The following is a 24,953-nucleotide window of genomic DNA, read 5'->3' as shown; positions in this document are numbered from 1 at the left end:
TCGCTGGTCGGTAGGTCGCCCTGGCCAATTCCAGAGCCCACACAATCTACAGCGTGGGTGGGCGGCCCTCACCAACGAACATACGGTCTAGTGTTTGCACTAGGACTTCCGATGTTCGCCTCAACCTCGCAAGACGGCCTTCACCGGGGGCTTACTCTGCTTCCGAGAAGGGAACGACTGAAACAAGATCTACGATTCGTGCAAGGTTGGCGCTAGCATTACAGTTGCATATTTATCTATGATCTGAATCCATGGGTCTCCATGATTCGGAGGTCATGGATGGCAGGTGCATCAATCGAGACGACGCTTGAGCTTTGGGCATCATCGTTGCGCGACGTGAAAGCTCGCATGCGCGGACTGTTTACGCAGCAGCGCGTTGCAGCCTCTGCGAACCTTTTCCTGGACGGCTTACTGGATGACGAGCGGCGTAAGACAGGTTGGATGCGTGCTGAGGCGGCCGGTGATCCCGGCCCGTGGCGGCAACAAGCCATTCTGGGGCGCGGGCGCTGGGACGCGGACGCACTTCGCGACATCGTGCGAGAGTATGTCGTAGAAAGCCTCGCCACGGATGATGCGGTCCTGGTCATCGACGAGACGGGCTTCCTCAAGCAGGGCAAGACATCGTGCGGTGTTGCACGTCAATATGCAGGTTCGGCTGGCAAGATAACGAACTGCCAGATCGGTGTGTTCGCCGCCTATGTGTCCGTTCGCGGTCATGCCTTTATCGATCGAGCCCTGTACTTGCCCAAGAGCTGGACTGGCGATCCGGCGAGGCTTGCAGCAACTCATGTTCCTCAGACTACAGCCTTTGCTACCAAGCCAGGCCTACCGAGCGAGCATTCGGCGTAAGAATGTCACCAATAATGTCAACCAAGAGGCGGTGCCGCCCGCTTGCGCGCAAATGTCTGCTTGGAAATTATGTGCGCCGGCTCTTTCCATGATCTGCGAGCAGGCGCCTGCTGACGCCGACGAAGTCGCTCGCGAACCGGCAGAACTGCGAAAGCAGCATAGGAGAAGGCGAGCCAAAACATCTCATTCAACGACGGATCGACGATAATCGTCTCCGAATATGAACGTATACTCAGCAATATAAATATAGCCGCCGGAAGTGCCATTTCCGGGATACGTCGAATAGAAATGGCGTAGAGCAGTCTCATCCCGATGATCGCCCAAATCGCAACAGCAAAACACAACCCCGGCATTCCCAACTGCAATCGAAAATCTATCCAGGCATTATGTGCGTGAGGCGCGGGCCAATGCAGTTCCTGCAAAACGATCGGCTTGAAGTACTCCGTTCCCCAGATACCGTTCCCATAGCCCCAGAAAGGATTCTGGTCGATCATGTAAGAAGCGAATTCCCAGACCTCTGCGCGGCCAGTCAGGCTGGCATCCCGTCCTAGAAGGGTGTAGACGATCCCGCTTGATATAATTATGACCCCCGCAACTGAAGCCACGAGGCCCGTGAAGAACAGTAGCACTAAGGGGTAGGAAACCCTATTTACCACGTAGATCAGATAGCCCAAAATGGCCGTGATAACGAATGCAGCCAAAAGCGCTGTTGCCGAATTCGCGATAAGCAACAAAAAGGTGGCTAGACACGCAATAACCACAATGTGGAAAGGGTTCAGCAGTTTCATGCGCCACGACACAAGCGCAACGAGGAAGGTCATCGACGCCGTACCTCCCATAACGTTCTTGTGTATCATCGCGCCTCGCCAAGCGCCGCGCAGATCCTCCGAGCTGTAAGAAAGCGAAGGCGCTGCGACGATCATAACGAGTGAAATCGTACACGAAATTGCCAAGCTGATAGCAAGAAGCTGAAGGACACGTCGATAAGGCACAAATTCTATGAGATATACGGCATAGAGCGTGAAAACCAGCATGCGCCCAGTTCTGTTGAACGATTGCCCCGGCTCAGGCATCCAACGGGATGTGCAAAACGCCCATAGAAGAAAAGCAAACAATATCCAATTGCGCCTCAGCGCAGAAATGGATTTCTGTGGGCTTCTGCTAAAAAGCCAAGCAACATAACTTAAGATCACCGTAAGTATTATTGTCGTGTTAAGCGGACTCTTCACAACGACAGCCGCAAGCGCCGGAGATTTCCAACCAAGATACGAATCCAGTGGAAAGAGCGTGCCTATCAGAGGAAACGTAATGACAGCAACGAGTGCAAGCTCGCGCGGCGAAAGACGATAAGGCGAAGCCTGCTTTTGCCGGGCAGCATTCATGCTTCGATCCTCGATACCTTCTGCTCTGGTTTAATACCGGCGGTTCCGTCATTTCCCGCGGGGTAGCTATCCGCAAGCTGGGTTTCTCTACGCGGCTCCACGATACGACGTGCAACTCGTATAAGCCGGCGCTCGATAAGATAGTGATAGGAAATCCCAAACGCCGCGGCGACGAACGCCATCATGACCGCAACAATATTCAACGAAAAATATGTCGAGATTCCGAGCCGTGACGAAAGGTTTATCGAAAACGAAAGTACGACCGGATGAACGAGATAAACAGCGTAGGAGGACGCTCCGAAGGCGAGAAGAAATCCCGGTACGTTCAGCGGGCGATGGCGTTCAATTTCCACTGCTCCAAGAACGAACAGCATGGACGCCGTACCAAAAGCCAGGCGTCCAATCAGCGGATTGTCCTGAATGTTGACGAAGAACCACGTCAAGATGAAGAAGAAGAGGACGCCCAGAGTGGCGAGCACGTACGGTACCGGTATTCTCGCCTGCCGCAGTATCATCGCCGCGCCGACGCCCACGATAAATTCGATATTGAACGGGCTGAAAAAGAACGAGAAGGGAAAGGCCAGCGACCCGATCGCCTGGAACGTCACCAGAAGATTTGCTGCGACGATAGCGAGCGCCCATGCTGGCAAGATCCACAATGCCTTGCGGCCGCACCAGATGATGGCGGCAAAAAGAGCGTAGAAAAAGATCTCATGTGTCAATGTCCAGGCCACACCGAGGACTGGTTGAACCGGATTGGGCAGGAGAAGAATGGACAGGATGATGTTGACCGGGTCGCGCTGGCTTGGCTGCCCCGCCCCTGTGAAGACCAAATATAGGATGACAAGCGGAGCGAGGATGAACCAATAGGGCGGAAAAATGCGGACAAACCGCTTGGCCGCAAAAGAACGGATCCGCTCTTTGCGACCTATATCGCTCCAGTGAATCCAGGTGATGATAAAGCCGCTAAGAACGAAAAAGAAATCCACGCCAACATTGAAGTTATTGAAATGGCTATTAAACGGCTCCGCGCCAAAAAAGCGGGGTTCAGACATGATGCTGCCGGTGTGGTGGAAAACGACGAGCAGAGCGGCGACCCCACGTCCGACTTCGATGCTGCCGAACTTATCGCGATTGGCACTCTTGCTAAGACCGCTCATGCTAGCACCTCGCAATAAGATTCCGCGCATCTGGCGACACTGAATGTTTGTCCCCTCACCTGAAGTACCGCAACATCAACTGGGCGCCCCAAGCAGTCGACGATCGCCTTTTCCAAGGCAGCAACGTCGCCGACCGGAACGAGGGAACCAAAACGGCCGCCATCCAGAATCTCGGCCGGACCATGCGGACAATCGGTACTGACGACTGGCGTACCGCAAGCAAGCGCCTCGGCAACCACGTTGCCGAACCCTTCAAATCGAGAGGAAAGCACGAAAAGCTTGGCGCGCTTCAAATAGGCGAGCGCATTCTCGCTGAAGCCCGGCATGGAAATACGCTCATGAAGATCAAGGCTTTTCGCAAGTGCCTCCAGCTCTCCACGCATCGGACCGTCGCCCAAGATAAGAAGCCTTGCGTCACTCTGCTTTGAAACGCCTGCAAAAGCTTTGATCAAGGTGGTGAAATCCTTTTGCGGCACCAACCGCCCCATGGCCAGAACAACTGGCTGGGGATCGGCAAACCACGGATGTTCCGGCGTCCTCGACGTGCGCTCCTCGAAATCCTCGGTGACGACACCATTGTAGATGACATGTATCTGCGAACGCTTGATGCCCGCCCGAGCAGCAAGGTCGTCGGCGACGCCGGCCGACACTGCGACGATAATGTCTGCGAAAGGCAACGCCATGCGATAAAGCGCCGGCAGCACTCGGAATTGCCAGGAGCGTCGCTTCACCTGCTCAGAAAAGGCATTATGCTGGGTCACGAGAATACGTGTGCGAACACCGGCCAGCCATCGGGCTAACACCGCCATCACGTTCATGTGCTCCATATTCGCTATGAGAATGTCGGGCTTTTCTTTCTTTAGATAGCGCACGAGCTTGGGCAAGGCACTGAGCTGCCGTTTGGCATCAAGGGCAATTATCCGCGCGCCCTGCTCCTTCACCGGGTCCGTGAGTTCGCCTCCCTCGCGGTCGAGGAGAAAGGTGACGTTGAACCCTGCCTGGGCGAATTGCGGCAGAAGGCGCGCATGCAAACGCTCCGCGCCACCGCCGGAAAGATCGGGGAGATAGATGGCCAGGGAAGCCCGCTTTGCGCCGTTCTCGCTCATGCTTCTCGCTTTTACAACGTTGAGGGTATTGACCGGCCAGATTTAACGGCTGGCCGGAGACGACGACGGTCGCGATCTCACGCCTGCCGGCTTTGAAGCTCGTTCGCCGCGGCTTCGTTGGGAACTTGCTCTACGATCCTTGGAATACGCCCATAGGGATCAAGCCCACTATTGGAGCGTAGAACGCGTGCAGGATTGCCGGCGACGATCGAATACGCCGGCACATCTTTTGTCACGACGCTGCCGGATCCGACGATGCAGTGATCTCCGATCGTCACGCCAGGCAAAATGATGCTTCTGGCACCAATGAAGCAGCGCTTACCAATACGTGTATCGCGATACATGCGGCGCGTTGTGTCGTGCGCGAGAATAGCTGCATCAAAAGCGACGTAACTTTCCTCGCCAATATAAATACCCTTGGGATGCGTCTTGTCAAAGCGAGCAGAAAGCGAAAAATCAGCCGTCGGATGGATGTTCATTCCCCAGACGCGGTTCAGATAAAAACGTCGCGCATCGACCACGATTCGGCGAAGCTTCAAAAATCGGTTCAAACCAGGCAATTCGATGCTCTCCTAATTCTTGCTGCCTTCCATTTCATTTCTCGGAAATGGTGCCTTTGGGTGTTGGGTATGTCTTAGCAGAGGAGCCAGTTTGAGCGGAAACCGCTATGCAGAAACAGCTAAGCCATAGCGCCACAGGATGGCGGCTCGACCTCCGATGGTGCAATGCAGCATTCTCTTTCCGATAACACGTACCTTAGCTTGAAGCAACAAAATGGCCAAGGAAAGTCCGACAGATCAACATGCCTCACACTTTATGCCGATCCGGCAGTCAAAGCAGTCCGCCGGATCACGAATGGAATATTCCTTTCAATCAGGCTGGCAGGCCCTCGGCATCTGAAGCCTCGCTGGATACAATATCAAGCAGCTTGATCGCCCGGTTTTTCCAGTTGTAGAGCGAGGCAGTTGACCCGCTGTTGCGGCGCGCAATTGTACCTTCAGCGAGCCCGCGAACCAAGGGCCCAACTTCAGCAGAATCTCCGACGCAATGAAGGACATTGCCGAAATCGCGAGCCTTGGGAATACCGGTCGAGATGACTTCCATGCCGGAATTCAGGCAATGATAGAAACGCAACGGATCAATATAGTCGGTCAGTGGCGAGCCAACGACGTAAGGGGCAAGAGTAACAGCATAGGCGCCGAGGATCGTGGGCAGCTCGCTGTTAACATAGGGCCCGAGATAATCAATGTTCGTATGTGCGGCCGCCAGATCGTCGACTTTTTTCTTCACCTTGGAATCGTCGCTGGCAATGTGGCCGCGTATCTCGAAGCGCAGCTCCGGATTTGCCGTTGCAGCCGCTCCCAGAAAATCGAAATCGAGCCGCTCGTCCACGCTTGCGAGAATCAGGATTTTCTTCCAATCTGGCGAGGACCGTTCGATCGCCGTCACAGAGGAAGCGTTGCCGAGGTGACGCGACATGGGGAAAAGCCGCTTCAGCGTCGGAGCGGCGTGAACGACGACATCCGAACCCCCGAGAAGAATTGTCTGAGCGATCTGCGCCTTCAGGCGCGCAAGGCCGGCGCGCCCATAAAGGAGGTCGTCATGCATGTCCAGGCACCATAACCCACCGCACAGCATCCGAAGCGTCCTGCTCAATGCTGGAAAAACGAGATTGGTAGAGTTGACGAACAATAGCGGCCCGCGATTCCGAAAAGTACGGCGCATAAAGCCAAGGAATTTCGGCAGCGAGAAAACTCGCTTCTCTTGGCTGTTGTCCATATCGATCACGACAGGGCGCCGCTTCAAAAAGATGTAGAAGACCTTATGTCCGAGGAGATGCAGCTCTTCCGCAAGCGGCAAGCGGAAATCCTTGGCAGGATCACGGCAGGTTAAGAGGACGATGGTCCATCGACCCTTGTTCTCTTTCAATGTCAATGTCCTCCTGATCGAAAATGGGATGTCGGCTTGGACAACATACGCCAGCATCCTGGAGAGAAGGCCAACCGGCCACGTGCGTTGTCTGCGTGTCTATGCAATGCCTTATCTCAAGAGCTTCGTTCGACTAATCATGTTCATTATACGGGAAGAGCGACAGATAAATGTCGTTTTCATGCGACAGCATTCGACAGGATATTTCCTTGCACGTCAACGATCATGCTGCGAATAAACTACCTCCTCCGAAAACCTACGGGCTGGGATTCATAAATGAACCGACGACCTGCGACACGCCGCGAATTCCTGCAAGCAGGCGCTTCAATGATCGGAATCGGCGTTGCTTTTCTTCCAAAGGCAGCAATAGCCGAGGCTCCCCAATCTCCACTACCCGGCACCGTTGTCAACGAAGACTCGGGCACTGGGACAAGCGATAACCACCGTCCGTTGCCTGCTCTCCCCCTTCCAGTGGGAACCAAGGTATCGGCTATTGGCGACAGCCATATCGGCTACGGTGTTTATGCAGGTACTCCTCTGGATCCAAGCCGAGGCAATACATTCGCCGTAGGCTACAGCATGGCGAATGGTTTCATTGAATGGGCTCGCGCCCTTGATCCTCGCTTCGACCATGATAGCTGGTACGATACAGCTGATCCAACCGGTCGCAATATCTCCGGAGCAAACCAGGGGATATTCGGAGCCCATCTCGAATGGAGTAATGAGGCACCCACAGGGATTCTGACCCGTCTCCCTGCGCTTCTTTCCAAACGACCTGCTGTTGTCATTCTGGAAGGAGGGACCAATTCGATCAATTCAGGCGATATTGCCGGGAGGAACAGCCCTGCAGCCGCAGCGGAAATCATAGCTAAGCTCGACAAAGGGCTGCGATTGGCGCGGGCCAGCGGCGCATGGGTTATCCTCATGACGATTTATCCGCGCGGTGATTGGCCCAAAAACGATGTCCGCCACAAGACGATTGTCGATTCAAACAATTGGATCAGGGCTCAGCAAGGACGCGATGGCGTACTCGGTATTGTCGACGGCAACGACGATATCCTTGCACCAGACGGGATCCAAGACCTCACCATGTACGAACAGGACAAAATTCATCTTTCGCCGAAGGGCGCGCGGAAGATCGGCAAGGAGAAACTGCTACCTATCCTTCAGGCCGCCATCAGCGCCGGATCCACGTTCAATCCGGATCCAACCGTTGAAAATCTTGCCGGTGCGAGTATGGGACGATTGGACGGAGCAGAGGGCGACACGGCGGACCCGGAAATCACGGGCCAAATTCCGAGCGGTTTCAGGTGTGGCATCGGGCGCAATGCCGCGACCGTTGCCTGCTCAATTGATGAACTTGAAGGCGCGATCAGGGGTGCTCGCCTCATCGTGACGCCGACCGACAATAGTGATGCAGCCTACACGCATGTGCAGTTCAACGCCAATCCGATTTCAACTGCAGGAAGACTGGCGCCAGGTGAGTGGATATACGCTGCTATGTTCGTCGAACAGTTAGCCGGTGATCAGCTGGGCACGGCGCGGATCGTCTTCAAATTGCAGCAAGGAAAAATACTCCTTCAGAGTGTTGGAGGACTTTGGACCTCATCTGGCGATTTCGCGCATCCGGTCGGAGCCCCCAGGGAAGGCTGGTGGATCAAAACCAACCCCTTCTTGATGCCCGACTTGCCCTTCAACAACCTGAAATGCGACCTCGACATCACATCAGACAAGAATGGGACACCTTTTACCGTCAGGCTATCCCGTTTCATCATTAGAAAAATCGCTGATCCGCGGCTGTCATAACGGACTTCCAATCAAAATGGGTTTCTCCGAGAACTTGAGATCACTCGGAGAAACTGTCCGCAATACGCTCGAGTGACAAGCGACCTACGAGCGGCCTTCCAGCGTTTGGCTGCTGGCGGTCCCCTGCCGTTTGCTCACGCCCGAGGCTTCCTCATAGATGCGGTGAAGCAGAGGCAATATGACGCGATCGCTATATTGATTCTCCACCCGCATTCTACCGGCTTCGGCCAGGCGCGTGCGAAGGCCCTCGTCACTGAGGAGAGCAGAAATTGCATTCGCAAGCCCCTCTTTATCACCGGCGTCGATCAGCAGGCCATCGACGCCGTTGGTGATCAGTTCCGGTATCCCACCGACACGCGTTGTGATGACAGCAACACCGGCGGCCATCGCCTCAAGCACGCTCATGGGCAGCCCTTCGTTGTAAGAGGGAAGAATATAGATGCCGCTCGCCTCCAGCAGCGCCTGCTTCTTCTGCCCGTCGACCCAGCCGGCCAATATCACCTGGCTTTCCATCGAGAGGTCCTTCACGAGCTTGTCCGCCTCTTCGACTTGGCCATTGCCGCCGATCACCAGTTTCGCATTCGGATGATCTTTAGCTATGCTGGCGAAAGCCGGTATGAGGTCGAAGGTTCCCTTGCGGGGTCCGATCAGACCGAGGAAGAGAAGGTCATGCGGCTTCCTCAGCTGCGGATCTGCGGGGGGAGGCACAAGTACATAATTCGGAACCACAACGATACGCGCCGCTGGCGCGATCCCGCCAACGAATTCCCGCCAGCTTTCCGAAAGCACGATGACCCGCGTCGCCTTCTCAAGATGACGCCGGATCAGCCTGCGCAGAAAGGGACGCTGGCTCTCATAGAACGGCTTCATCTCCGAACCATGCAAATGCAGGACTACCGGTATGCCGAACAGCCTTGCGATTGACGTGAAGAGCCCCTTGCGCCAAAAGCTGCCTCGCATTGCTGAATGGGCGTGGACAAGCTCGATACGCTTGGTCGTCAACAGCCAGAGATAGACGATAAGTGCGCGCAGCAGCACGAGTTGCTTTACAAGAAAGCTACCGTCCACGTAAGAGGCGACAAGGCGAACATCTTCCTTCTCGAGAAAACCATCACGCTCATAGGCTTCCACGACGCTGCGCATGCCGCCCCGCGCCGCGCACCAAACCATAATCTTCATAAGCTTGTCCCTTCGATACGGCCGAGTGATTCAATTCTGACATTTGCCCGATGCGATCTCCTGGGTCAAACCAGGAACGATGACGGCGGATGCCGCCTGCGGCAATGGATGGGAGCCGTCAGGAATAGCTGCTGCAAGTTCATCCGGGGAGAGCTCAGCCCAGGCCGGTTGGTTGTCATAGAAATCAATGCCCATCTCGATCGCGAGCTGACGATGAGTATCGATATAGCTATTGATGAACGGACGAATGAAGCCCCGTATTCCAAAAATAGGATTCATTCCCATGACGATGATGCGCGTATGAGGTAATTGCTGCTTCAGCTCCCCGAGGATTTTTGCCATATTCTGACGGCTACGCCCCACAGTCACGAAGCGATTAAGCGCAGCGTCGTTCGCATAGAATTCAACGAGTACGATATCAGGCTTCGCCGCTACCACGTCCCCTATTTTTTCAAGAGCCCATTCAGATGTGGCACCACTGCGTGCAACTGAATCCACGAGAACCGGGCGCCCAAGACATTTACTCAGCGCATCTTGCAAAGGCAACTGCCAGCCGCCTCGCTCGGTCAGGGACGTTCCGAAGGTCACGATTTTATAAGTCATGTCGTCTGCTTGGGCGAACGAGATAGCGCGACCAGAAATCACACTCAGTAGAAGCACAAGGCAAAGGCAAATTTCGAGCCGAATCTGCTTCATCTCCCAACCTGTTCGTGCAAATGATGTCTTCTCATCCTTCCAACTTCCTAGCTGTCAGCTGGCCCCAAAGGACGGCATCTAGGTCCGCATCCCTTTGGGGCGTTAACCGCCCACCCCAAAAAAAGCCTCACTTCGATGGCATTTTTTTTGCACTGCAGCGAAGAATACGATAACGTCATGCCGGGTTGGGTGTGAAGGGCTTTTGCAACAAAGTTTGTCCGATAGGTTGGAAGCCGAGATTTAAATGTTGACGTTAGGCGTTGTGAACAGATGGATGCGCAAGTCAATTGAGGAAACAAACACGCTGCATCAGGTGCCCTCGCAAATTGCGAGGCTTCGCCCCAACGTGAGGGGCGTCCACTAGGGCCAAGTACTGCGGCTTCAAATCAGCCCCTATTCAACTCGAATGATAGGACCAGATATGCCTTCCTGCGTGATTGTCGTTGAAAATCTTCCTGTTCCGTTTGATCGACGAGTTTGGCAAGAAGCATGCGCGTTGCGGGATGCGGGCTGGCAGGTTTCGGTGATATGCCCGAAAACAGAGCAGTATCCTGAGAAATTCGAGATTATTGACGATATTGAGATTTTTCGTCATCCGCTCCCACTCGAGGCTCGCGGAAAACTTGCCTTCATTGCCGAATATAGTGTGGCGCTGTTCTACGAATTCACTCTTCTTTTCAAAGTGCTCCGGAGAAGAGGATTCGATGTCATTCAGGCCTGCAATCCCCCGGATCTGATTTTTCTGGTCGCACTCCCCTTCAAGTTGTTGGGCAAGAGCTTTGTTTTTGACCATCACGATGTGAGTCCGGAACTCTATGTGGCAAAATACAACAGACGCGGCTTCTTCTATCATCTGCTAAGACTCGCCGAGCGGCTGACTTTTCTCACGGCGGACCTCGTCATCTCGTCCAATGAGACACACCGAGAGTTGGCGATGTCGCGAGGAGGAAAAAAGGGGGAAGATGTTGTATCCGTTTACAGCATTCCGGATAAATCGCGAATTCGTCGTGTCGCACCGAATTTGGAACTTCGTGGCGGCGCACGCGTCGTTTTGGGCTATGTCGGGATTATCGCAGATCAGGACGGTGTGGATCACCTGATCCGTTGCCTGCATCAGCTCGTAAAGGTTCACGCAGTTTATGACATAAAAGCGGTCGTCGTGGGAGATGGGCCGGCACTTGAGTCGGTTAGAAGTCTTGCTGCGGAACTTGAGATAGAAGACTTTGTAACATTTACTGGATATTTGCGCGGAGAGCAGCTGCTCGCCGCGTTAAGTACCTTTGATATAGGCATCATCCCGGATCCAGTAAATGAATACAACGATAAGATAAGCATGAATAAGGTTTTCGAATATTCCGCTCTTGGAATACCTTCTGTTTCCTATGATTTGCGCGAAACAAAACGCTTGCTTAAATCGGCAGGGCGTTACGCTGATGCGCCGACACCGGAGGGTCTCGCGAAAGCCTGTTTGACACTAATTGCAGATGACAGTGCCCGAGCAGAAGCAGGCAAGCGTGCAAAGGCGTTGGCGGATGCCGACTTCAATTGGGATCACGAGGCGCAAAAATACGTTAGCGCTTATTCTCGATTCCTTAAGCAAGAAGAAATTAGTCTTCAGACTGGTACTTGATGAAGAGTTGTCATATTCCATCGCGAGCGTTGATGCTTCACACAATTGCATTGCCTGATGGTCGCTTTTATTGTGTTTGCACGCATATTCAGTTGAGCTGTTAACGGAGGCCCGGATTGCTATCGCCAGATAAGGTCTCGGCGCATGCCGACGAAGATTGGGAAAACGCCGGCGCCGGCGACACCATCGATGTTGAAAGGCTTGTTGCAGTCGTACGCCGTCAATGGCGTATCGTTGCAGTCTGCATGGGAATCTTTGCAATCCTGGGCCTCGTCTATATCCTGACGGCGGTGCCCAAATACACCGCGTCGACAAGCGTTCTCATCGATCGCGGCAACAGTCAAATTGCGAACCAGATGCAGGCCAGTGTCGCCGCCGCTCTTCCAATTGAGGACGACGCCTCCGTGCTCAGCGAGGTCGAGCTTTTCAAATCTGACTCGATCGGTCTAGCCGTTGTCGACAAACTGAAGCTCTTGGACATTCCGGAGTTTACTTCACCGGCACGTTCGCCAATTAGCATGCTTCGCTCGCTTCTGAACTTTCGTACCTGGTTTGCCAGCGATGACGTCGCAGCCGACGATATTGACACCTTACGCCATAATGCAGCTGACAAGATCGTTGCCGATATGGACGTCGATCGTATCGGACGCTCCTACGCACTTTCAATCAGCTACACCTCGACATCTCCTGAGCTGGCATCGAAAATTGCGACCTCTATCGCCGAGGCCTATCTCGTCGACAAACTGAACTCGAAATACGATGCTACCCGTCGTGCCTCCGAGTGGCTTCAGGAGCGTATCGACGAACTCAAGCAGAAGGCGCTCGATTCAGATCTTGCGGTCCAAAAGTTTCGGACTGCGCATGGCCTTCTCTCTACCGGCGGTCAGTATCAGCTTCTTAGCGACCAGCAGCTTTCCGAATTGACAACCCAGTTGATCGGCGCGCAAGCCGATACAGCTAGAGCGCGGGCAAAATATGAGCGTGTGAAATCGATCATCGATAATAAGCGCACTGACGCCATCGTAACCGATGTTCTCGATAACTCGATCTCTAACGATCTGCGCAAGAAATATCTGGAAGCTTCAAAGCTTGAAGCTGAAATATCTGCCCGTCTCGGGCCGGATCACGTCCAGGCCGTTCGCCTTCGCAGCGAGATGGCCGAATATCAGCGGCTGATGTTCGAAGAATTGAACCGAATCGCCGAAAGCTATCAAAGCGAGCTTCAGGTCGCGCAAACGCGAGAGAAGTCCCTTCAGGACAGTGTCACGCAAGCAAGCAGCGTGACGGCCGCCGCCGGCGAGACACAGGTGCAGCTGCGCGAACTCGAACGCACGGCAGATACCTATCGCAACCTTTACCAGACCTTCCTCGCCCGCTTCCAGGAAGCAACACAGCAGCAATCTTTCCCTATCACTGACGCACGCATCATCACCAGGGCGCAGGTGCCAACGGCTCCGAGTGCCCCGAAGAAGCCGCTGATCCTTGCCTTGGCCATGGCTCTCGGCGCAGCCTTCGGCGGTGCCATTGGCGCTTTCCGTGAATACCGTGATCGCTTCTTCCGTACGGGCGAGCAAGTTCGAGACGTTTTGTCGCTCGAATATATCGGCCATGTACCGGCCATTGATGCGAAGGAAGCGGGCAGCGGCAACAAGGACCCAGAATCGGTCCGCGGACTGCAAAACGGCAACGGGATCACGAATTACGTGGTCAACCATCCGCTGTCGGCCTTCGCCGAGACGATGCGCAGCGCCAAGATCGCCGTCGACATGGAAAATACCAGCACGCGCTGCAAGGTCATCGGCGTCATCTCATGCCTTCCGGGCGAGGGCAAGTCGACCATCGCTGTCAACCTTGCACAGCTCCTGGCAATGCAAGGTTCGCGCACACTGCTGATTGATGCCGACCTTCGCAATCCGGGTGCGACACGCGCCATCGGCCGCCATGCGGAACAGGGCATTCTGGAAGTACTGCTGGAAGGCAGGCCACTGAAGGATGTGCTACTGCTCGACAACAAGACCAAGCTTGCGTTCCTGCCGGCCGTCGTCAAGCGTCGTGTACCGCACTCTTCCGACCTTCTCTCCTCGTCCATCATGGTCAACATGCTGGATGAACTGAAGGCACATTTCGACTATATCGTCCTCGACCTGCCGCCGCTCGGACCGGTTGTCGATGCCCGTGCGATCAGCCCGATGCTCGACGCTTCTCTGGCCGTCATCGAGTGGGGCCGCACATCGCGGCGCGTCGTTCGCACCACCTTCGCGGTTCAACCTGAGGTCATGCAGAAGTGCATCGGCGTCGTACTGAACAAGGTCGATACGGAAAAGCTGAAGCTTTATCGCTCCTATGGTTCCGGCGAGTACTACTACAATCGCTACTCCGCCTATTATCACGAAGCGTAAGAGTGCTTTTCGAACAGGACCCGAAATGAATTATGCGGCGAAATTCGCCGCATATTTTTTTGGTCACGCCAATTCCGAAAAGAACCTGCCGATGGCCTCGATCTCGTTCGGCCGGATGTCATGACCTCCCGAGTGCCATTCCGTCTGTACCTGTGCGTTCTGGCTCTCGAAATAGGCGGCAAGCGCTTCGGTCAGGGCGACCGGCGAGATCGGATCGCGCTGGCCAGCCGTAATCAATATCGTGCGGTCGCTCAGATCGGGATTGGCGCGAGGCTGGAAAGGGATGAGCGGATGGAGTAGCGCCGCCGCATCGAACAGTCCCTTTTCGATGAGCACGTTCGCCAGAATGTTGGCGCCATTCGAAAATCCTAGCCCGAGGATCCTGGATGCGCCATGTGTCGACGCCAGATCCTGGACGTACCCACTCATCTTGTCCGTCGCCCGAGCAAGGTCCGCCATGTCATAGACCCCCTCGCCGGTTCGCTTGAAAAAGCGCGCCGCCCCATATTCGGAAACATCGCCGCGCGGCGAAACGATCGTCGCTTCCGGCAGCAAGCGCCTGCCGAAATCAAAGAACTGATTCTCGTCGCCACCCGTCCCGTGAAGTACGAAAAGGATAGGCTTTCCGGGTGCACCGGCATGCAGCCGGTGCACATAGCCATTGTTCGTCATTGTCCGACCTCCGCTTAGGCTTCGAGCGGCTGCAGGTGCTGCTCGATGAGGGCACGCAGATGGGCATGCTGCTGCGGCAGCTTGAGCGCTTCGCCGAGATGCGCCGTATCCTCATCGCGGTCGAAGCCGGGTTCGTTGGTAGCGATCTCGAACAACACGCCGCCCGGCGTGCGGAAGTAGATCGCCCAGAAGTAATCTCGGTCGATGACCGGGGTGACCTGATAGCCGGTGTCCATCAGCGCTTTGCGCACCTCGAGCTGTGTTTCGCGGTTTTCAACGGCGAATGCGACATGGTGGACTGAACCTGCGCCTGGGAGCGCACGGGCAATATTGGGCATGGTTTCGAGATCGACGAGATGCGCGCCATTGCCGCCTGGAATGACGAGGCGCTTGACGCCCTCATGTTTTTCCTGAACCTCATAACCCATGAACTTCAGAAGTTCGGCCGTGGCGCCGTCATCTCTCAGCCGCATGGCAACGGAGTGGAAGCCTCGGATGGCATGGTCCTCGCTGACACCGCCATGCGTCCAGGGAGCGCGGGTATCGTCCTTGACCTCGACGAGCGCAAAGCCGTCGCCATCGGGACCGGCAAAATTCAGGCGCTTTTCACCAAACGATTCTTCCGTCTTCAGGCCAGTGACGTTGAGCTTCGTCAGGCGATCACTCCAGAAGCCGAGCGAGCCCTCCGGAACTGAATAGACCGTGGTACCGACTTCACCGGTGCCCGGACGCCCCTGCGCCATCTTTGGGAATGGGAAGTAGGTCATGATTGTGCCCGGGGAACCGGTTTCGTCACCGTAATAAAGGTGATAGACGTCGGGAGCGTCGAAATTGACGGTCTTCTTGACGCGGCGCAGGCCCAGCGCATTGGTGAAGAACTGGTTGTTCGTCCGGGCGTCCTCCGCCATCGATGTGATGTGGTGCAGACCTTTGATTTGATCGAGCATTTGAGACCTCTTTCTGCCCGCAACAGGCGGGCTTTCGATGGGTCATAGATGAGCTTTTCGAGCCACTTCTCATAGTCCGGCAAGCCGACACGCATTGTCTCCATTTTGTGAACGACAATGCGAGAGCGTTCAAGGATTGACGGGAAGCTGCCAATCAATAGGTTCACGGCCATGCGACTGCAGAAACGCATTCGCCGTGGAGAAATGCCGGCATCCGAAGAAACCGTTATGGGCCGAAAGCGGCGACGGATGTGGCGCCCTCAGCACCAGATGCCGCCTTGCATCGACAAAGGCCGCCTTTTTTTGAGCGTAGGAGCCCCATAGCATGAAAACGACAGCTTCGCATTCGTCGTTCACTTTACGGATCACGGCATCGGTGAAACGCTCCCAGCCTTTACCCTGATGCGAAGCGGCCTGAGATTCCTCCACCGTCAGCACACTATTGAGGAGGAGCACGCCCTGTTGTGCCCAATGTTCCAGGAAGCCGTGCCGCGCCGGCGAAATTCCCAGATCCGTCTCGATCTCCTTGTAGATGTTGATGAGCGACGGCGGAATACGCACGCCGGGGTGAACGCTGAAGCAGAGCCCATGAGCCTGACCGATGCCATGATAGGGATCCTGTCCAAGAATCACGACCTTAACTTTCGCAAGCGGCGTCAGATCCAGGGCGCGAAAATACTCCCCGCCCTTCGGGAAAATCCGTCTGCCAAGCTGCTTCTGCTCCACGAGAAAGATCTTGAGCTGCTGCATGTAGGGACTTGCAAACTCGCCGGCGAGCGCCGCTTTCCAACTCTCTTCAAGAGTGACTGACGTGTCGCTCACGACGAAAAACCTCCGGATCGATACAGCCTTTGTAGGAAAACCGTTCTAGCAAAATTATGCAGAGCTACAATACGCGACGGTTGCGACGCTATGCCTTGTCATCTCGCAGATGCGAAGAGTGCTCCAACTATCATAAAATGGAAATTCTCTACCTGACCAAAAGTGCTGGTAACGATACGCAAATGATGGCAATACTTTGCTATCCGTCTGCCGTTTTAACTATGCCATAATTTTGCTGTTTACCCAAGCAAATCAGCACAGTAGAAACGATTGTTCACAACGCGAGGGTATTTCGCATGAAGTTTGGGACAAGCGGCCTTCGCGGTCTCTCAGTGGATCTCAAAGGGCGCTCATCGGCGCGCTATGCTACTGCTTTCGGCAAATATTTGCTGCAAAGCAAGAAAGCAAAACGAGGCGATGTCGTCCTGATCGGGCGCGACTTTCGCGACTCAAGCCCGGAGATCGCGGGCAATTGTGCCGGTGCGCTGGCGAGCCTCGGCTTCAAAATTCTCGACTGCGGTACCGTCCCGACACCAGCACTTGCTCTTTACGGCCTGGAAAGAAAGGCCGCTTGCCTGATGATAACGGGTTCGCATATCCCGGCGGACCGCAATGGCATCAAATTCTACCGTGCCGACGGCGAGATCGACAAAGCGGACGAAGCAGCAATTACCCGATTTGCCGCCGAAATCGAAGCCTCCGGCGAGGCTGTGGTGATCGCGCCGGCTGCAGTGGAAGATCACTCTGCGCCGTGTCTGCAGCTCTTCTTCGAGCGCAATGCGGCTCTCCTGCCGGCAAGCGCATTTCTAGGTATGAGGATCGGCATCTATCAGCACAGCACGGTCGCCCGTGACCTGATGGTCGATGTTCTCGCCCATTATGGCGCCGAAATCGTCGCCCTTGGTCGGTCCGAAGCCTTCATTCCCGTGGACACCGAAGCCGTTTCCGAAGAGACGATCGCCCTTCTAAAGAGTTGGGCCTCCACACATGACCTCGATGCGATTGTTTCCACCGATGGCGATGGTGACCGCCCGCTGGTTGCCGACGAAACCGGAACGCCGTTGCGCGGAGACCTATTGGGATTGATATCCGCCAATTTCCTCGGCGCCGGTACCGTCGTCACGCCGGTCACCTCCAATTCGGGAATTGAAGCGGCAGGATCTTTCCGAGTAATTCGCACCCGTGTCGGCTCTCCCTTCGTTATCGCCGGCATGGAAGAGGCCGTTGCCGCAGGCAAGGATCTCGTGATGGGCTTCGAAGCGAATGGTGGGCTCCTGACGGCAACGCCCTTCGATATCAACGGCCGGAGCGTGCGAGCGTTGCCCACGCGCGATTGCTTCTTGCCGATGCTGGCAACGCTTTCGCTCGCCGCAATCCGCAAGGAGCCGCTTTCGATTGTTGCGGCCTCATACAAACTGCCCTTTGCGGCGGCCGACCGTCTTGAGAATTTCCCGATCGAAACCAGCGCAGCCTTGATGACCTACCTGCGTGGATCCGACGCCAATCTCACAGAATTCCTGCAGCCCATTGGCGAGGTCGGTTCGAAAAGCGATATTGACGGCTTGCGCGTGACGTTGCGCGATGGCCGCGTCATTCATTTTCGTCCGTCCGGCAACGCGCCGGAAATGCGCTGCTACGTTGAGGCCGAAGGAGAGGCAGCCGCCTTAGAACTTTTGAATACGGGATTGACCCGAATTAAGCGCTGGGCAGAAGCCCGGTAAGCATGCGACACATTTGGCCGTTCATTTCGAGGAAGAACATCCTATGACACAGAAAATCATCCCCGTGATCATGGCCGGCGGCAAGGGCACACGCCTTTGGCCCCTCTCGCGCGCAGCCGCGCCGAAGCAGTTCATCCAGTTCGTTGGGGACAAAACGCTGTTTCAGGAAACCCTGGTCCGCGTTTCCGATCCGGCACTTTACGAAGCCCCAATCGTCGTGACGAATGAGGAATTTCGCTTCCTCGTTGCGGAGCAGGCCCGCGAACTCGATATTCGGCTCGCCGCTGTCTTGCTGGAACCCGTTGCCCGCAACACTGCTGCGGCAGTGGTAGCAGCAGCAAGCCTGGCTTCCGAGCACTTTGGCAAGGACGCTATCATCCAGATGCTGGCCTCCGATCACGAGATCCTGGCCGACGAAGCCTATTTTGACGCGATCCGCACGGCGCGGGATGCGGCAGCCAAAGGCAAGCTCGTCACCTTCGGCATCACGCCCACAGAGCCGGCGACCGGTTATGGTTACATTGAGGTCGGCAAGCAACTTCCGGGCGGCGCGTATGAGGTCAAGCGCTTCGTTGAAAAGCCGGTTCGCGAGAAGGCCGAGGAAATGTTGGCGGCCGGTGGTTTCTACTGGAATTCGGGCATCTTCATGTTTCCGGTCGCCGAACTGCTTTCCGAAATGCAGGACCTTGCGCCAGATGTTCTAAAGGCGGCCAGCAAGGCTGTTTCCAAAGCGACGCGTGATCTGGACTTTACGCGTCTCGATGCAGAACACTTCGCAAAGAGCCCCGACATCTCCATCGATTACGCAGTCATGGAAAAGACGTCCAAGGCGGTGGTCGTGCCCTCCGCCTTCAGGTGGTCGGATATGGGCAGCTGGGATGCGGTATGGAAAACCGGCGTTCAGGATGAAAACGGTAACATCGCGGCCGCCAACACGACTGTTGTCAACACCCGCAACTCGCTTGTCATGACCCATGGCGTTCACCTCGCCGTCCAGGGCATGGACGATGTCGCCGTCATCGCCAGCGAGGATGCTGTTTATGTCGGACCGTTGAAGGAGAGCCAGGAAGTCGGCAAGCTCGTCAAGCTGCTTGCCGGCCAGAAGAAGACGTCGAAGCTGACCGAGACGCATCCCACATCCTATCGTCCATGGGGCGGCTACACCTCGATCTTCAATGGCGATCGGTTCCAGGTGAAGCGTATCTTCGTGACGCCTGGCAAGAAACTGTCGCTGCAGAAGCACCATCATCGCTCCGAGCACTGGATCGTGGTGAAGGGAACAGCCGAAGTTACGATCGGGGACAATGTGCAGATGCTGCGCGAAAACGAGTCGGTCTATATCCCGCTCGGTGAGGTCCATCGCCTTGCAAACCCGGGTAAGATCCTGCTGGAACTCATCGAAGTCCAGACGGGCTCCTATCTCGGCGAAGACGATATCATCCGTATTGTCGACGAGTTCGGCCGCTCCTAACATTCCCCTCAAAAGCCATTTAGGCTTGATTTGTTGCGTTGCAGCATATAGCCCAAGTGGAGTTATTTCTTAACTTGGAGATCGCTTCATGCGTATCGTTATGATTGGCTCTGGCTATGTCGGCCTTGTTTCAGGTGCCTGCTTTGCCGATTTTGGTCATCACGTGACTTGCGTCGACAAGTCCGAAGCAAAAATTGCGGCGCTCGAAGCCGGTGAAGTGCCGATTTTCGAACCTGGGCTTGACGCCATCATCGAACAGAATCGCGAAGCTGGACGGCTGGATTTTTCTAAAAACCTGGCGCCTTCCGTTGGCGAAGCAGATGTCGTCTTCATCGCCGTCGGCACGCCCTCCCGTCGAGGCGACGGCCATGCGGACCTGACCTATGTCTATGCCGCGGCGCGCGAAATCGCTGCCGCTGTCCAAGGCTTCACAGTCGTCGTTACCAAATCGACCGTGCCCGTGGGTACGGGCGACGAAATCGAACGCATCTTCCGCGAAGAGTTTCCGGAAAAGGATATTGCTGTCGTCTCCAATCCCGAATTCCTTCGGGAAGGTGCTGCAATCACCGACTTCAAGCGGCCCGACCGTATCGTGATTGGCACGGAAGATGCCGGTGCGATCGAGGTCATGCGCGAGGTATACCGCCCGCTCTATCTCAATGAAGCGCCGCTCTACTTCTGTGAACGCCGCACCTCCGAGCTCATCAAATACGCCGCCAACGCCTTCCTCGCGATGAAGATCACCTTCATCAATGAGATTGCCGACCTCTCCGAGAAGATCGGTGCCGACATCCAGAAGGTCGCTAAAGGCATCGGCATGGACAAGCGTATCGGCGACAAATTCCTGCATGCTGGCCCAGGCTACGGTGGCTCGTGCTTCCCCAAGGATACACTCGCCCTCGTCAAGACCGCACAAGACTTTGACAGCCCTGTTCGTCTCATCGAGACGACAGTCGCGATCAATGACAATCGCAAGCGCGCCATGGGCCGCAAGGTTATCGCCGCCTGCGATGGTGACGTGCGCGGCAAGAAGATTGCCATTCTCGGCCTCACTTTCAAGCCAAACACAGATGACATGCGCGACGCGCCGTCGATCACCATTGTTCAAGCGCTGCTTGATGGTGGTGCAACGGTCCACGCCTACGATCCCGAAGGCATGGAGGCCGCAAAAGACATGCTCGGCCCGATCACTTACGGCAAAGATCCGTATGAGATCGCCGTTGATGCAGACGCAATCGTCATTGTCACCGAGTGGGAGGAGTTCCGCGCGCTCGACCTCAAGCGCCTCAAAACCGTTATGAAGGACCCGGTCATTGTCGATCTCCGGAACATTTATCCGGCAAGCGAAGTGGCCAAGCATGGGTTCGGTTATTTTGCCATCGGCAGAAAGCCCGAGAGAAGGTAGGAACGAGTTCCTGCTAAGCAGGGACTGCGGAATTGATGATTCCCATCCGGCACGTGCCTACTGCAGAATAGGAATAGCGGACCACCTTCGAAGGTGGTTCCGTTAGCTGCATTATGTGGCGCTGCCGCCTCAACCTTGCAAACAAAAATGAAGCCACTGTCTCGGCTTCATAGAGCAACTGCAATCCCGTTCTCCAGCGCAGGACGGGACTCGTCCGGCAGGAAGACAGGTCACGGGATCTCAATCTGTACAGCCGTTCGGCGTAGCGTAGGAGTGGTTGAACGCTTCGCCGAATCGCCTGATGAGTTCAACCGTCTTTTCCATGCCAACGACGACGAGATATCTCTCCCTATACGAAGAGGAAGTCGTCAGAAGACAAGTTCGCCATCGCGACCTTGGAGATCAACACACTGTTATGATCATCGAAGGTGATGAGCGTTCCTGTGGAGGTAGAGCTCATCAACGCATATAGGCTGGCGTAATCGTCCACCAGCGAACTGTCGAAGGCAATTCGGTCATGAATGCTCCCGCCATGCGCCTGAAAGCCGGAGACCGTATCCTGGCCCGCCTGACTGTGGAACATGAACGTGTCGTTGGTAATGCTCGATCCGACGAGCGTGTCTTTCACAGCCTCGTGCGATGTCAGGATCACACCTGCGGCAAAGGCCGTCTGCGTATGGGAACCGTCGATATTCGTCTTGTCGGTCCATTGTTTCTTGCCGTCGATACCATAGTGCGACTGCTCGGTCGTGCTCGGTGACGCGCCGTCCCCGGCATAGGTGAACAGGATGTAGTCACGGGAATGGTCGGAATGCGTCGTGTCCGAGACCGTCTGTCGCCCATTGATATCGAAGTTGCTGCTCTCCTGCGATCCATCTGCGTTCAGATGGTATGACTGGGAAATGGTGTGCGCAGCGTCCCCGTATTTACGGACACTGTCGATGAGCTTGCCGGCGGCGTCGTATGTCTGAATTTGTTGCGCGTAGTCCCTGCCGGTAATCGCAAGACTCGCCTCGACACGTCCACCATCGGCATAGCGGATGCTGTAGCCGGTTTCGTTTCCCGTGGCAGGATCAAACCGATGTGTCTCCTTCGAGCCATCAGCGTTATAGGCCGAGAATTCCTTGAGATGCTCGCCGGGCGCATAAGTTTCCGTTTTGATCAGCTTCTGACCTGCCGCGTAGAAAAGCGCAGTTGTAAGCTGGCCCGCCGTGTCAAAATTGCGGATCTCGCCCGCGCCGGCACCATCGAAATGTTCGGTATGGGCGACCGTGTGAGCCGGGTCGCCATACTTGCGCACGAGATCGGTGACCTTACCGTTGGAATCGTAGCTGATGATCTGCTCGGCATAATCCTTGCCCGTGACCGCCAAATTGGCCACCACGCGACTGCCGTCCGCATTGCGGATCGAATAACTTAGTTCCTTGCCCGTGTCGGCATCGTAGCGATGCGTCTCTGTCGATCCATCGCTGTTTCGAATCTCCTGATAATAGGTGTTGGTTACGGGATCGTAGGTGCCAAGGGAGGGATCCGGCACGAGAATATCGGTTCCGATGAGTTTGCCGGTGGCGTCGTAATGGCTGATCCTGGCCACAGTCGTCGTGCCGGCAACATAGGTGGCAACGTCATAGGAATGGTCGGCAGCATAGAGCGTGTAACCCGTTGCCGGACCGGTGCTATTTGCATAAGCAAAAACCTTCAGCGCCGGGTTTGTTCCGAATGTCTCGGTGCTGATAAGCCTGCCGTTCTGGTCAAGCAGATCCTTCGAGATCATCGCGTTGCTGGCGTCATAGGTGACGATCTGGCCTGAATAGGACTGACCGGTGACACCGAACGTGCCTTCGACATGCGACTTGTCCGGGTGCACGATCGAAAAACTCGTTTCCTGACCGGCGGTGTTATAACGGTGTGTTTCAGTCGTCCCGTCCGGCTCCCAGCTGGCGGACATGATCTTTATGTGCCCAGGCGCGAAACGCTCCTGAAGGATCAGTTTGCCTGCCGGGTCGTACGTATAGGCTTCCTCGACATAGTCTTTACCGGTGATGCCATACGTGGTGCGGGTTGAACTCTTATCTGCATTATAGACCGTTTCGATCGTTTTGGCCCCGGAGGCCGGATCGAAATAGGTAACAGTCTTGCGGGAACCGTCGTCGTTGAAGGTCTGTTCGAACTTCAGTCGGTTCAATGAATCATATTGCTCGTACTCGATCAGGACGCCGTTCTTGGTGATATTGATATCCGACGAACCGTCCGTCTTCCATGTCTGGGTCGTGGTGACGCCATCGGAGCCGATGGTCTGATCGAATACCAGCTTGCTTCCGAGATAACGCTCGGATTCGATCACCTTGCCTTGCTCGTTGTAGATATAGACCTGCCGGTCGTAGCTGCCGCCTGAGACCGCCGTGCTGGTCTTGAAGGTAACATCGTCGCCCGCGATCTTGTTCAGGACGCCCGAATTTATATAGAGGCGCATCACATAGTCAGAGGGAACCGTCAGCATATGCGTGTCGGTGAGGATGATCGATTGGACACTCGCATCCTTCATGATGCTGTCCATGCGTCCGACGATTTCCGCGGCCGTGCCGATCTCGATGCCCGCCGGGGCGGCGGTAATACCGTAGCGACCTGACGAATCGACCGCGACCGCGCTCAGACTATGCTCGCCCGTCGTCGCAAAGACGATATCGGTCGAATACCGCCCCATGGCATCTATTTCGGCGGTGGCGATCACCTTGCCGTTTTCGTAAATCACGACTGTCGTACCGAGCTTTGCGGTGCCGCTGATCGTTGCCGAATTAACTCCCGATGGATCGTGCGCGGCATTGCTCACCAAGACGGAAGGGGCTCCGATATAGGCGTCCGGATCGGGAAAGTTAACTGTGGAGCCAGTCTCGATATCCAGATCGCCGTAGACGGCTGCAACGGATTCCGTCGCGTTGGAATGGCGATAGATGCCTTCGGCCCAGTAGACCCCCTGGTCCTGAATGTAACCAAGCGGCCCCATATAGTCGACAATCGTCACTCCGTCGCGTGTTACGACAAGCCGGCCGTTTCCGTCAGGATCGAACGTGGCCTTGATATCCATGTCATAGTTGTGCCCACGCTGGATATCGTAGGCATCGGTGAAGATCACCTGTTGAACCGGGTTGCCATTAGCATCGCTGGAGCCGATGCTGATACCCATCTTCTCGCCTGTTAGCGTGATGGAGAAGGGTGGAGGGACGACAAGCGCACCCTCGTGCACATTCTGATGAAGCTGGCCGAGCACCATGAAATAGGCCGTGTTGGGCTGGCCGGGTTCGAGCATAAAGTCATAGGAGACCTGCAGCGGCGTTCCGTAGGTGATCGGTTGCCTGTCGGCGATTTCAATACGCTCGGAGGCGTGATTGTTGTCCGCATCCCATGGAGCTTGGTCTCCGTCGTGCAGCTCGAACCGGATGGCACCGCTCCGCGGCACGGATAAGGAATAATCCTTCCCTCCCCCCTGATACTCAAAGGGTTGGTCGTCCACTTCGATGGAATAATAACCCGTAAGGGAGCTGTTCCAGTCTTCCGGCTGAATGATGGTGACCATTTGCCCGCCGCCTTTGTTGCTGAGAATGCCGACAGGGTCCCAAACGAACGTTAAGGAGGCCGAAAACAAAAAGCTTAAAATTTAATGTTTTTTTCTGCAGCGCACGGTCGATTTGAAATAGCTGAACAACCCTAAGTGTTTAGGGGCGACCCCAGTCACAATAAATTCATGCAGGCTTCAAGAAGCTGTCGCGTCTGCGCGCTAA

17 protein-coding genes and 1 pseudogene are annotated in these 24,953 nt (G+C 55.5%); 7 read left to right on the top strand and 11 right to left on the bottom strand.

Annotation, left to right across the window (positions count from 1 at the left end; genetic code table 11):
* Positions 1-261: 261 nt before the first annotated feature.
* A pseudogene (locus tag J2X71_RS14315) lies at positions 262-828 on the top strand (IS701 family transposase); the annotation flags it as partial.
* Positions 829-866: 38 nt separating this feature from the next.
* Here the strand turns inward: J2X71_RS14315 and J2X71_RS14310 are convergent.
* The 5 genes from J2X71_RS14310 to J2X71_RS14290 form a co-directional block, all read right to left on the bottom strand.
* Positions 867-2,231, bottom strand: a complete 1,365-nt coding sequence (locus J2X71_RS14310; protein ID WP_310382716.1) for an O-antigen ligase — start codon at positions 2,229-2,231, stop codon at positions 867-869.
* The gene (locus J2X71_RS14305) at positions 2,228-3,391 is read right to left on the bottom strand and encodes an acyltransferase (protein WP_310382715.1); all 1,164 of its coding nucleotides are present in this window, start codon (positions 3,389-3,391) and stop codon (positions 2,228-2,230) included. Before J2X71_RS14305 ends, J2X71_RS14310 begins: the two co-directional genes overlap by 4 nt.
* Positions 3,388-4,497, bottom strand: coding sequence for a glycosyltransferase (locus J2X71_RS14300; RefSeq protein WP_310382714.1), 1,110 nt, complete (start codon positions 4,495-4,497; stop codon positions 3,388-3,390). The genes J2X71_RS14305 and J2X71_RS14300 overlap by 4 nt, the downstream gene beginning before the upstream one ends.
* A 77-nt stretch (positions 4,498-4,574) precedes the next feature.
* On the bottom strand, positions 4,575-5,036 hold the full coding sequence (locus tag J2X71_RS14295; protein WP_405049714.1) for an acyltransferase: 462 nt from the start codon (positions 5,034-5,036) through the stop codon (positions 4,575-4,577).
* 334 nt (positions 5,037-5,370) lie between these two features.
* A complete protein-coding gene (locus tag J2X71_RS14290) occupies positions 5,371-6,426 on the bottom strand; it encodes a hypothetical protein (protein WP_310382712.1) in 1,056 nt (351 codons plus the stop codon).
* A gap of 276 nt (positions 6,427-6,702) precedes the next feature.
* Between J2X71_RS14290 and J2X71_RS14285 the strand changes: the two genes are divergently transcribed.
* On the top strand, positions 6,703-8,232 hold the full coding sequence (locus J2X71_RS14285) for an SGNH/GDSL hydrolase family protein (protein ID WP_310382711.1): 1,530 nt from the start codon (positions 6,703-6,705) through the stop codon (positions 8,230-8,232).
* An 84-nt stretch (positions 8,233-8,316) separates the two neighbouring features.
* Here J2X71_RS14285 and J2X71_RS14280 read toward each other — a convergent pair whose 3' ends face one another.
* The gene (locus tag J2X71_RS14280; protein WP_310382710.1) at positions 8,317-9,411 is read right to left on the bottom strand and encodes a glycosyltransferase family 4 protein; all 1,095 of its coding nucleotides are present in this window, start codon (positions 9,409-9,411) and stop codon (positions 8,317-8,319) included.
* Positions 9,412-9,441: 30 nt separating this feature from the next.
* Positions 9,442-10,014, bottom strand: a complete 573-nt coding sequence (locus J2X71_RS14275; protein WP_310382709.1) for an SGNH/GDSL hydrolase family protein — start codon at positions 10,012-10,014, stop codon at positions 9,442-9,444.
* 514 nt (positions 10,015-10,528) lie between these two features.
* Between J2X71_RS14275 and J2X71_RS14270 the strand changes: the two genes are divergently transcribed.
* Positions 10,529-11,737, top strand: a complete 1,209-nt coding sequence (locus J2X71_RS14270) for a glycosyltransferase family 4 protein (RefSeq protein ID WP_310382708.1) — start codon at positions 10,529-10,531, stop codon at positions 11,735-11,737.
* Positions 11,738-11,853: 116 nt separating this feature from the next.
* On the top strand, positions 11,854-14,136 hold the full coding sequence (locus J2X71_RS14265) for a polysaccharide biosynthesis tyrosine autokinase (protein ID WP_405049711.1): 2,283 nt from the start codon (positions 11,854-11,856) through the stop codon (positions 14,134-14,136).
* Positions 14,137-14,199: 63 nt separating this feature from the next.
* Here the strand turns inward: J2X71_RS14265 and J2X71_RS14260 are convergent, their stop codons facing one another.
* From J2X71_RS14260 to ung, 3 genes are all read right to left on the bottom strand, one after another.
* Positions 14,200-14,808, bottom strand: coding sequence for an alpha/beta hydrolase (locus tag J2X71_RS14260; protein ID WP_310382707.1), 609 nt, complete (start codon positions 14,806-14,808; stop codon positions 14,200-14,202).
* 14 nt (positions 14,809-14,822) lie between these two features.
* Positions 14,823-15,755, bottom strand: coding sequence for a VOC family protein (locus tag J2X71_RS14255; RefSeq protein ID WP_310382706.1), 933 nt, complete (start codon positions 15,753-15,755; stop codon positions 14,823-14,825).
* Between the two features lie 129 nt (positions 15,756-15,884).
* On the bottom strand, positions 15,885-16,577 hold the full coding sequence (gene ung / locus J2X71_RS14250) for a uracil-DNA glycosylase (protein ID WP_310382705.1): 693 nt from the start codon (positions 16,575-16,577) through the stop codon (positions 15,885-15,887).
* Positions 16,578-16,873: 296 nt separating this feature from the next.
* On the opposite strand from ung, the gene J2X71_RS14245 reads away from it, so the two are divergent.
* From J2X71_RS14245 to J2X71_RS14235, 3 genes are all read left to right on the top strand, one after another.
* Positions 16,874-18,298, top strand: a complete 1,425-nt coding sequence (locus J2X71_RS14245; protein WP_310382704.1) for a phosphomannomutase — start codon at positions 16,874-16,876, stop codon at positions 18,296-18,298.
* Between the two features lie 43 nt (positions 18,299-18,341).
* Positions 18,342-19,769 carry a mannose-1-phosphate guanylyltransferase/mannose-6-phosphate isomerase gene (locus J2X71_RS14240; RefSeq protein WP_310382703.1) on the top strand — a complete coding sequence of 476 codons (1,428 nt, stop codon included), beginning with the start codon at positions 18,342-18,344 and terminating at the stop codon, positions 19,767-19,769.
* A gap of 88 nt (positions 19,770-19,857) precedes the next feature.
* Positions 19,858-21,174 carry a UDP-glucose/GDP-mannose dehydrogenase family protein gene (locus J2X71_RS14235; protein ID WP_310382702.1) on the top strand — a complete coding sequence of 439 codons (1,317 nt, stop codon included), beginning with the start codon at positions 19,858-19,860 and terminating at the stop codon, positions 21,172-21,174.
* 349 nt (positions 21,175-21,523) lie between these two features.
* Here the strand turns inward: J2X71_RS14235 and J2X71_RS14230 are convergent, their stop codons facing one another.
* Complete coding sequence (locus J2X71_RS14230) at positions 21,524-24,748, bottom strand: Ig-like domain-containing protein (RefSeq protein ID WP_310382701.1); 3,225 nt, start codon at positions 24,746-24,748, stop codon at positions 21,524-21,526.
* Positions 24,749-24,953 lie beyond the last annotated feature (205 nt).

It is taken from the genome of Rhizobium sp. 1399, from assembly GCF_031455475.1.
GTDB lineage: Bacteria > Pseudomonadota > Alphaproteobacteria > Rhizobiales > Rhizobiaceae > Rhizobium.
This window is presented reverse-complemented; position numbering and strand designations above follow the sequence as displayed.

Bases quoted from the DNA above. Each gene is read 5' to 3' on its own strand.
- J2X71_RS14275 (WP_310382709.1), bottom strand. From the start codon at position 10,014: ATGACTTATAAAATCGTGACCTTCGGAACGTCCCTGACCGAGCGAGGC.
- J2X71_RS14235 (WP_310382702.1), top strand. From the start codon at position 19,858: ATGCGTATCGTTATGATTGGCTCTGGCTATGTCGGCCTTGTTTCAGGT.
- J2X71_RS14305 (WP_310382715.1), bottom strand. From the start codon at position 3,391: ATGAGCGGTCTTAGCAAGAGTGCCAATCGCGATAAGTTCGGCAGCATC.
- J2X71_RS14300 (WP_310382714.1), bottom strand. From the start codon at position 4,497: ATGAGCGAGAACGGCGCAAAGCGGGCTTCCCTGGCCATCTATCTCCCC.
- J2X71_RS14270 (WP_310382708.1), top strand. From the start codon at position 10,529: ATGCCTTCCTGCGTGATTGTCGTTGAAAATCTTCCTGTTCCGTTTGAT.
- J2X71_RS14255 (WP_310382706.1), bottom strand. From the start codon at position 15,755: ATGCTCGATCAAATCAAAGGTCTGCACCACATCACATCGATGGCGGAG.
- J2X71_RS14260 (WP_310382707.1), bottom strand. From the start codon at position 14,808: ATGACGAACAATGGCTATGTGCACCGGCTGCATGCCGGTGCACCCGGA.
- J2X71_RS14245 (WP_310382704.1), top strand. From the start codon at position 16,874: ATGAAGTTTGGGACAAGCGGCCTTCGCGGTCTCTCAGTGGATCTCAAA.
- J2X71_RS14285 (WP_310382711.1), top strand. From the start codon at position 6,703: ATGAACCGACGACCTGCGACACGCCGCGAATTCCTGCAAGCAGGCGCT.
- J2X71_RS14230 (WP_310382701.1), bottom strand. From the start codon at position 24,748: ATGGTCACCATCATTCAGCCGGAAGACTGGAACAGCTCCCTTACGGGT.
- J2X71_RS14310 (WP_310382716.1), bottom strand. From the start codon at position 2,231: ATGAATGCTGCCCGGCAAAAGCAGGCTTCGCCTTATCGTCTTTCGCCG.
- J2X71_RS14240 (WP_310382703.1), top strand. From the start codon at position 18,342: ATGACACAGAAAATCATCCCCGTGATCATGGCCGGCGGCAAGGGCACA.
- J2X71_RS14280 (WP_310382710.1), bottom strand. From the start codon at position 9,411: ATGAAGATTATGGTTTGGTGCGCGGCGCGGGGCGGCATGCGCAGCGTC.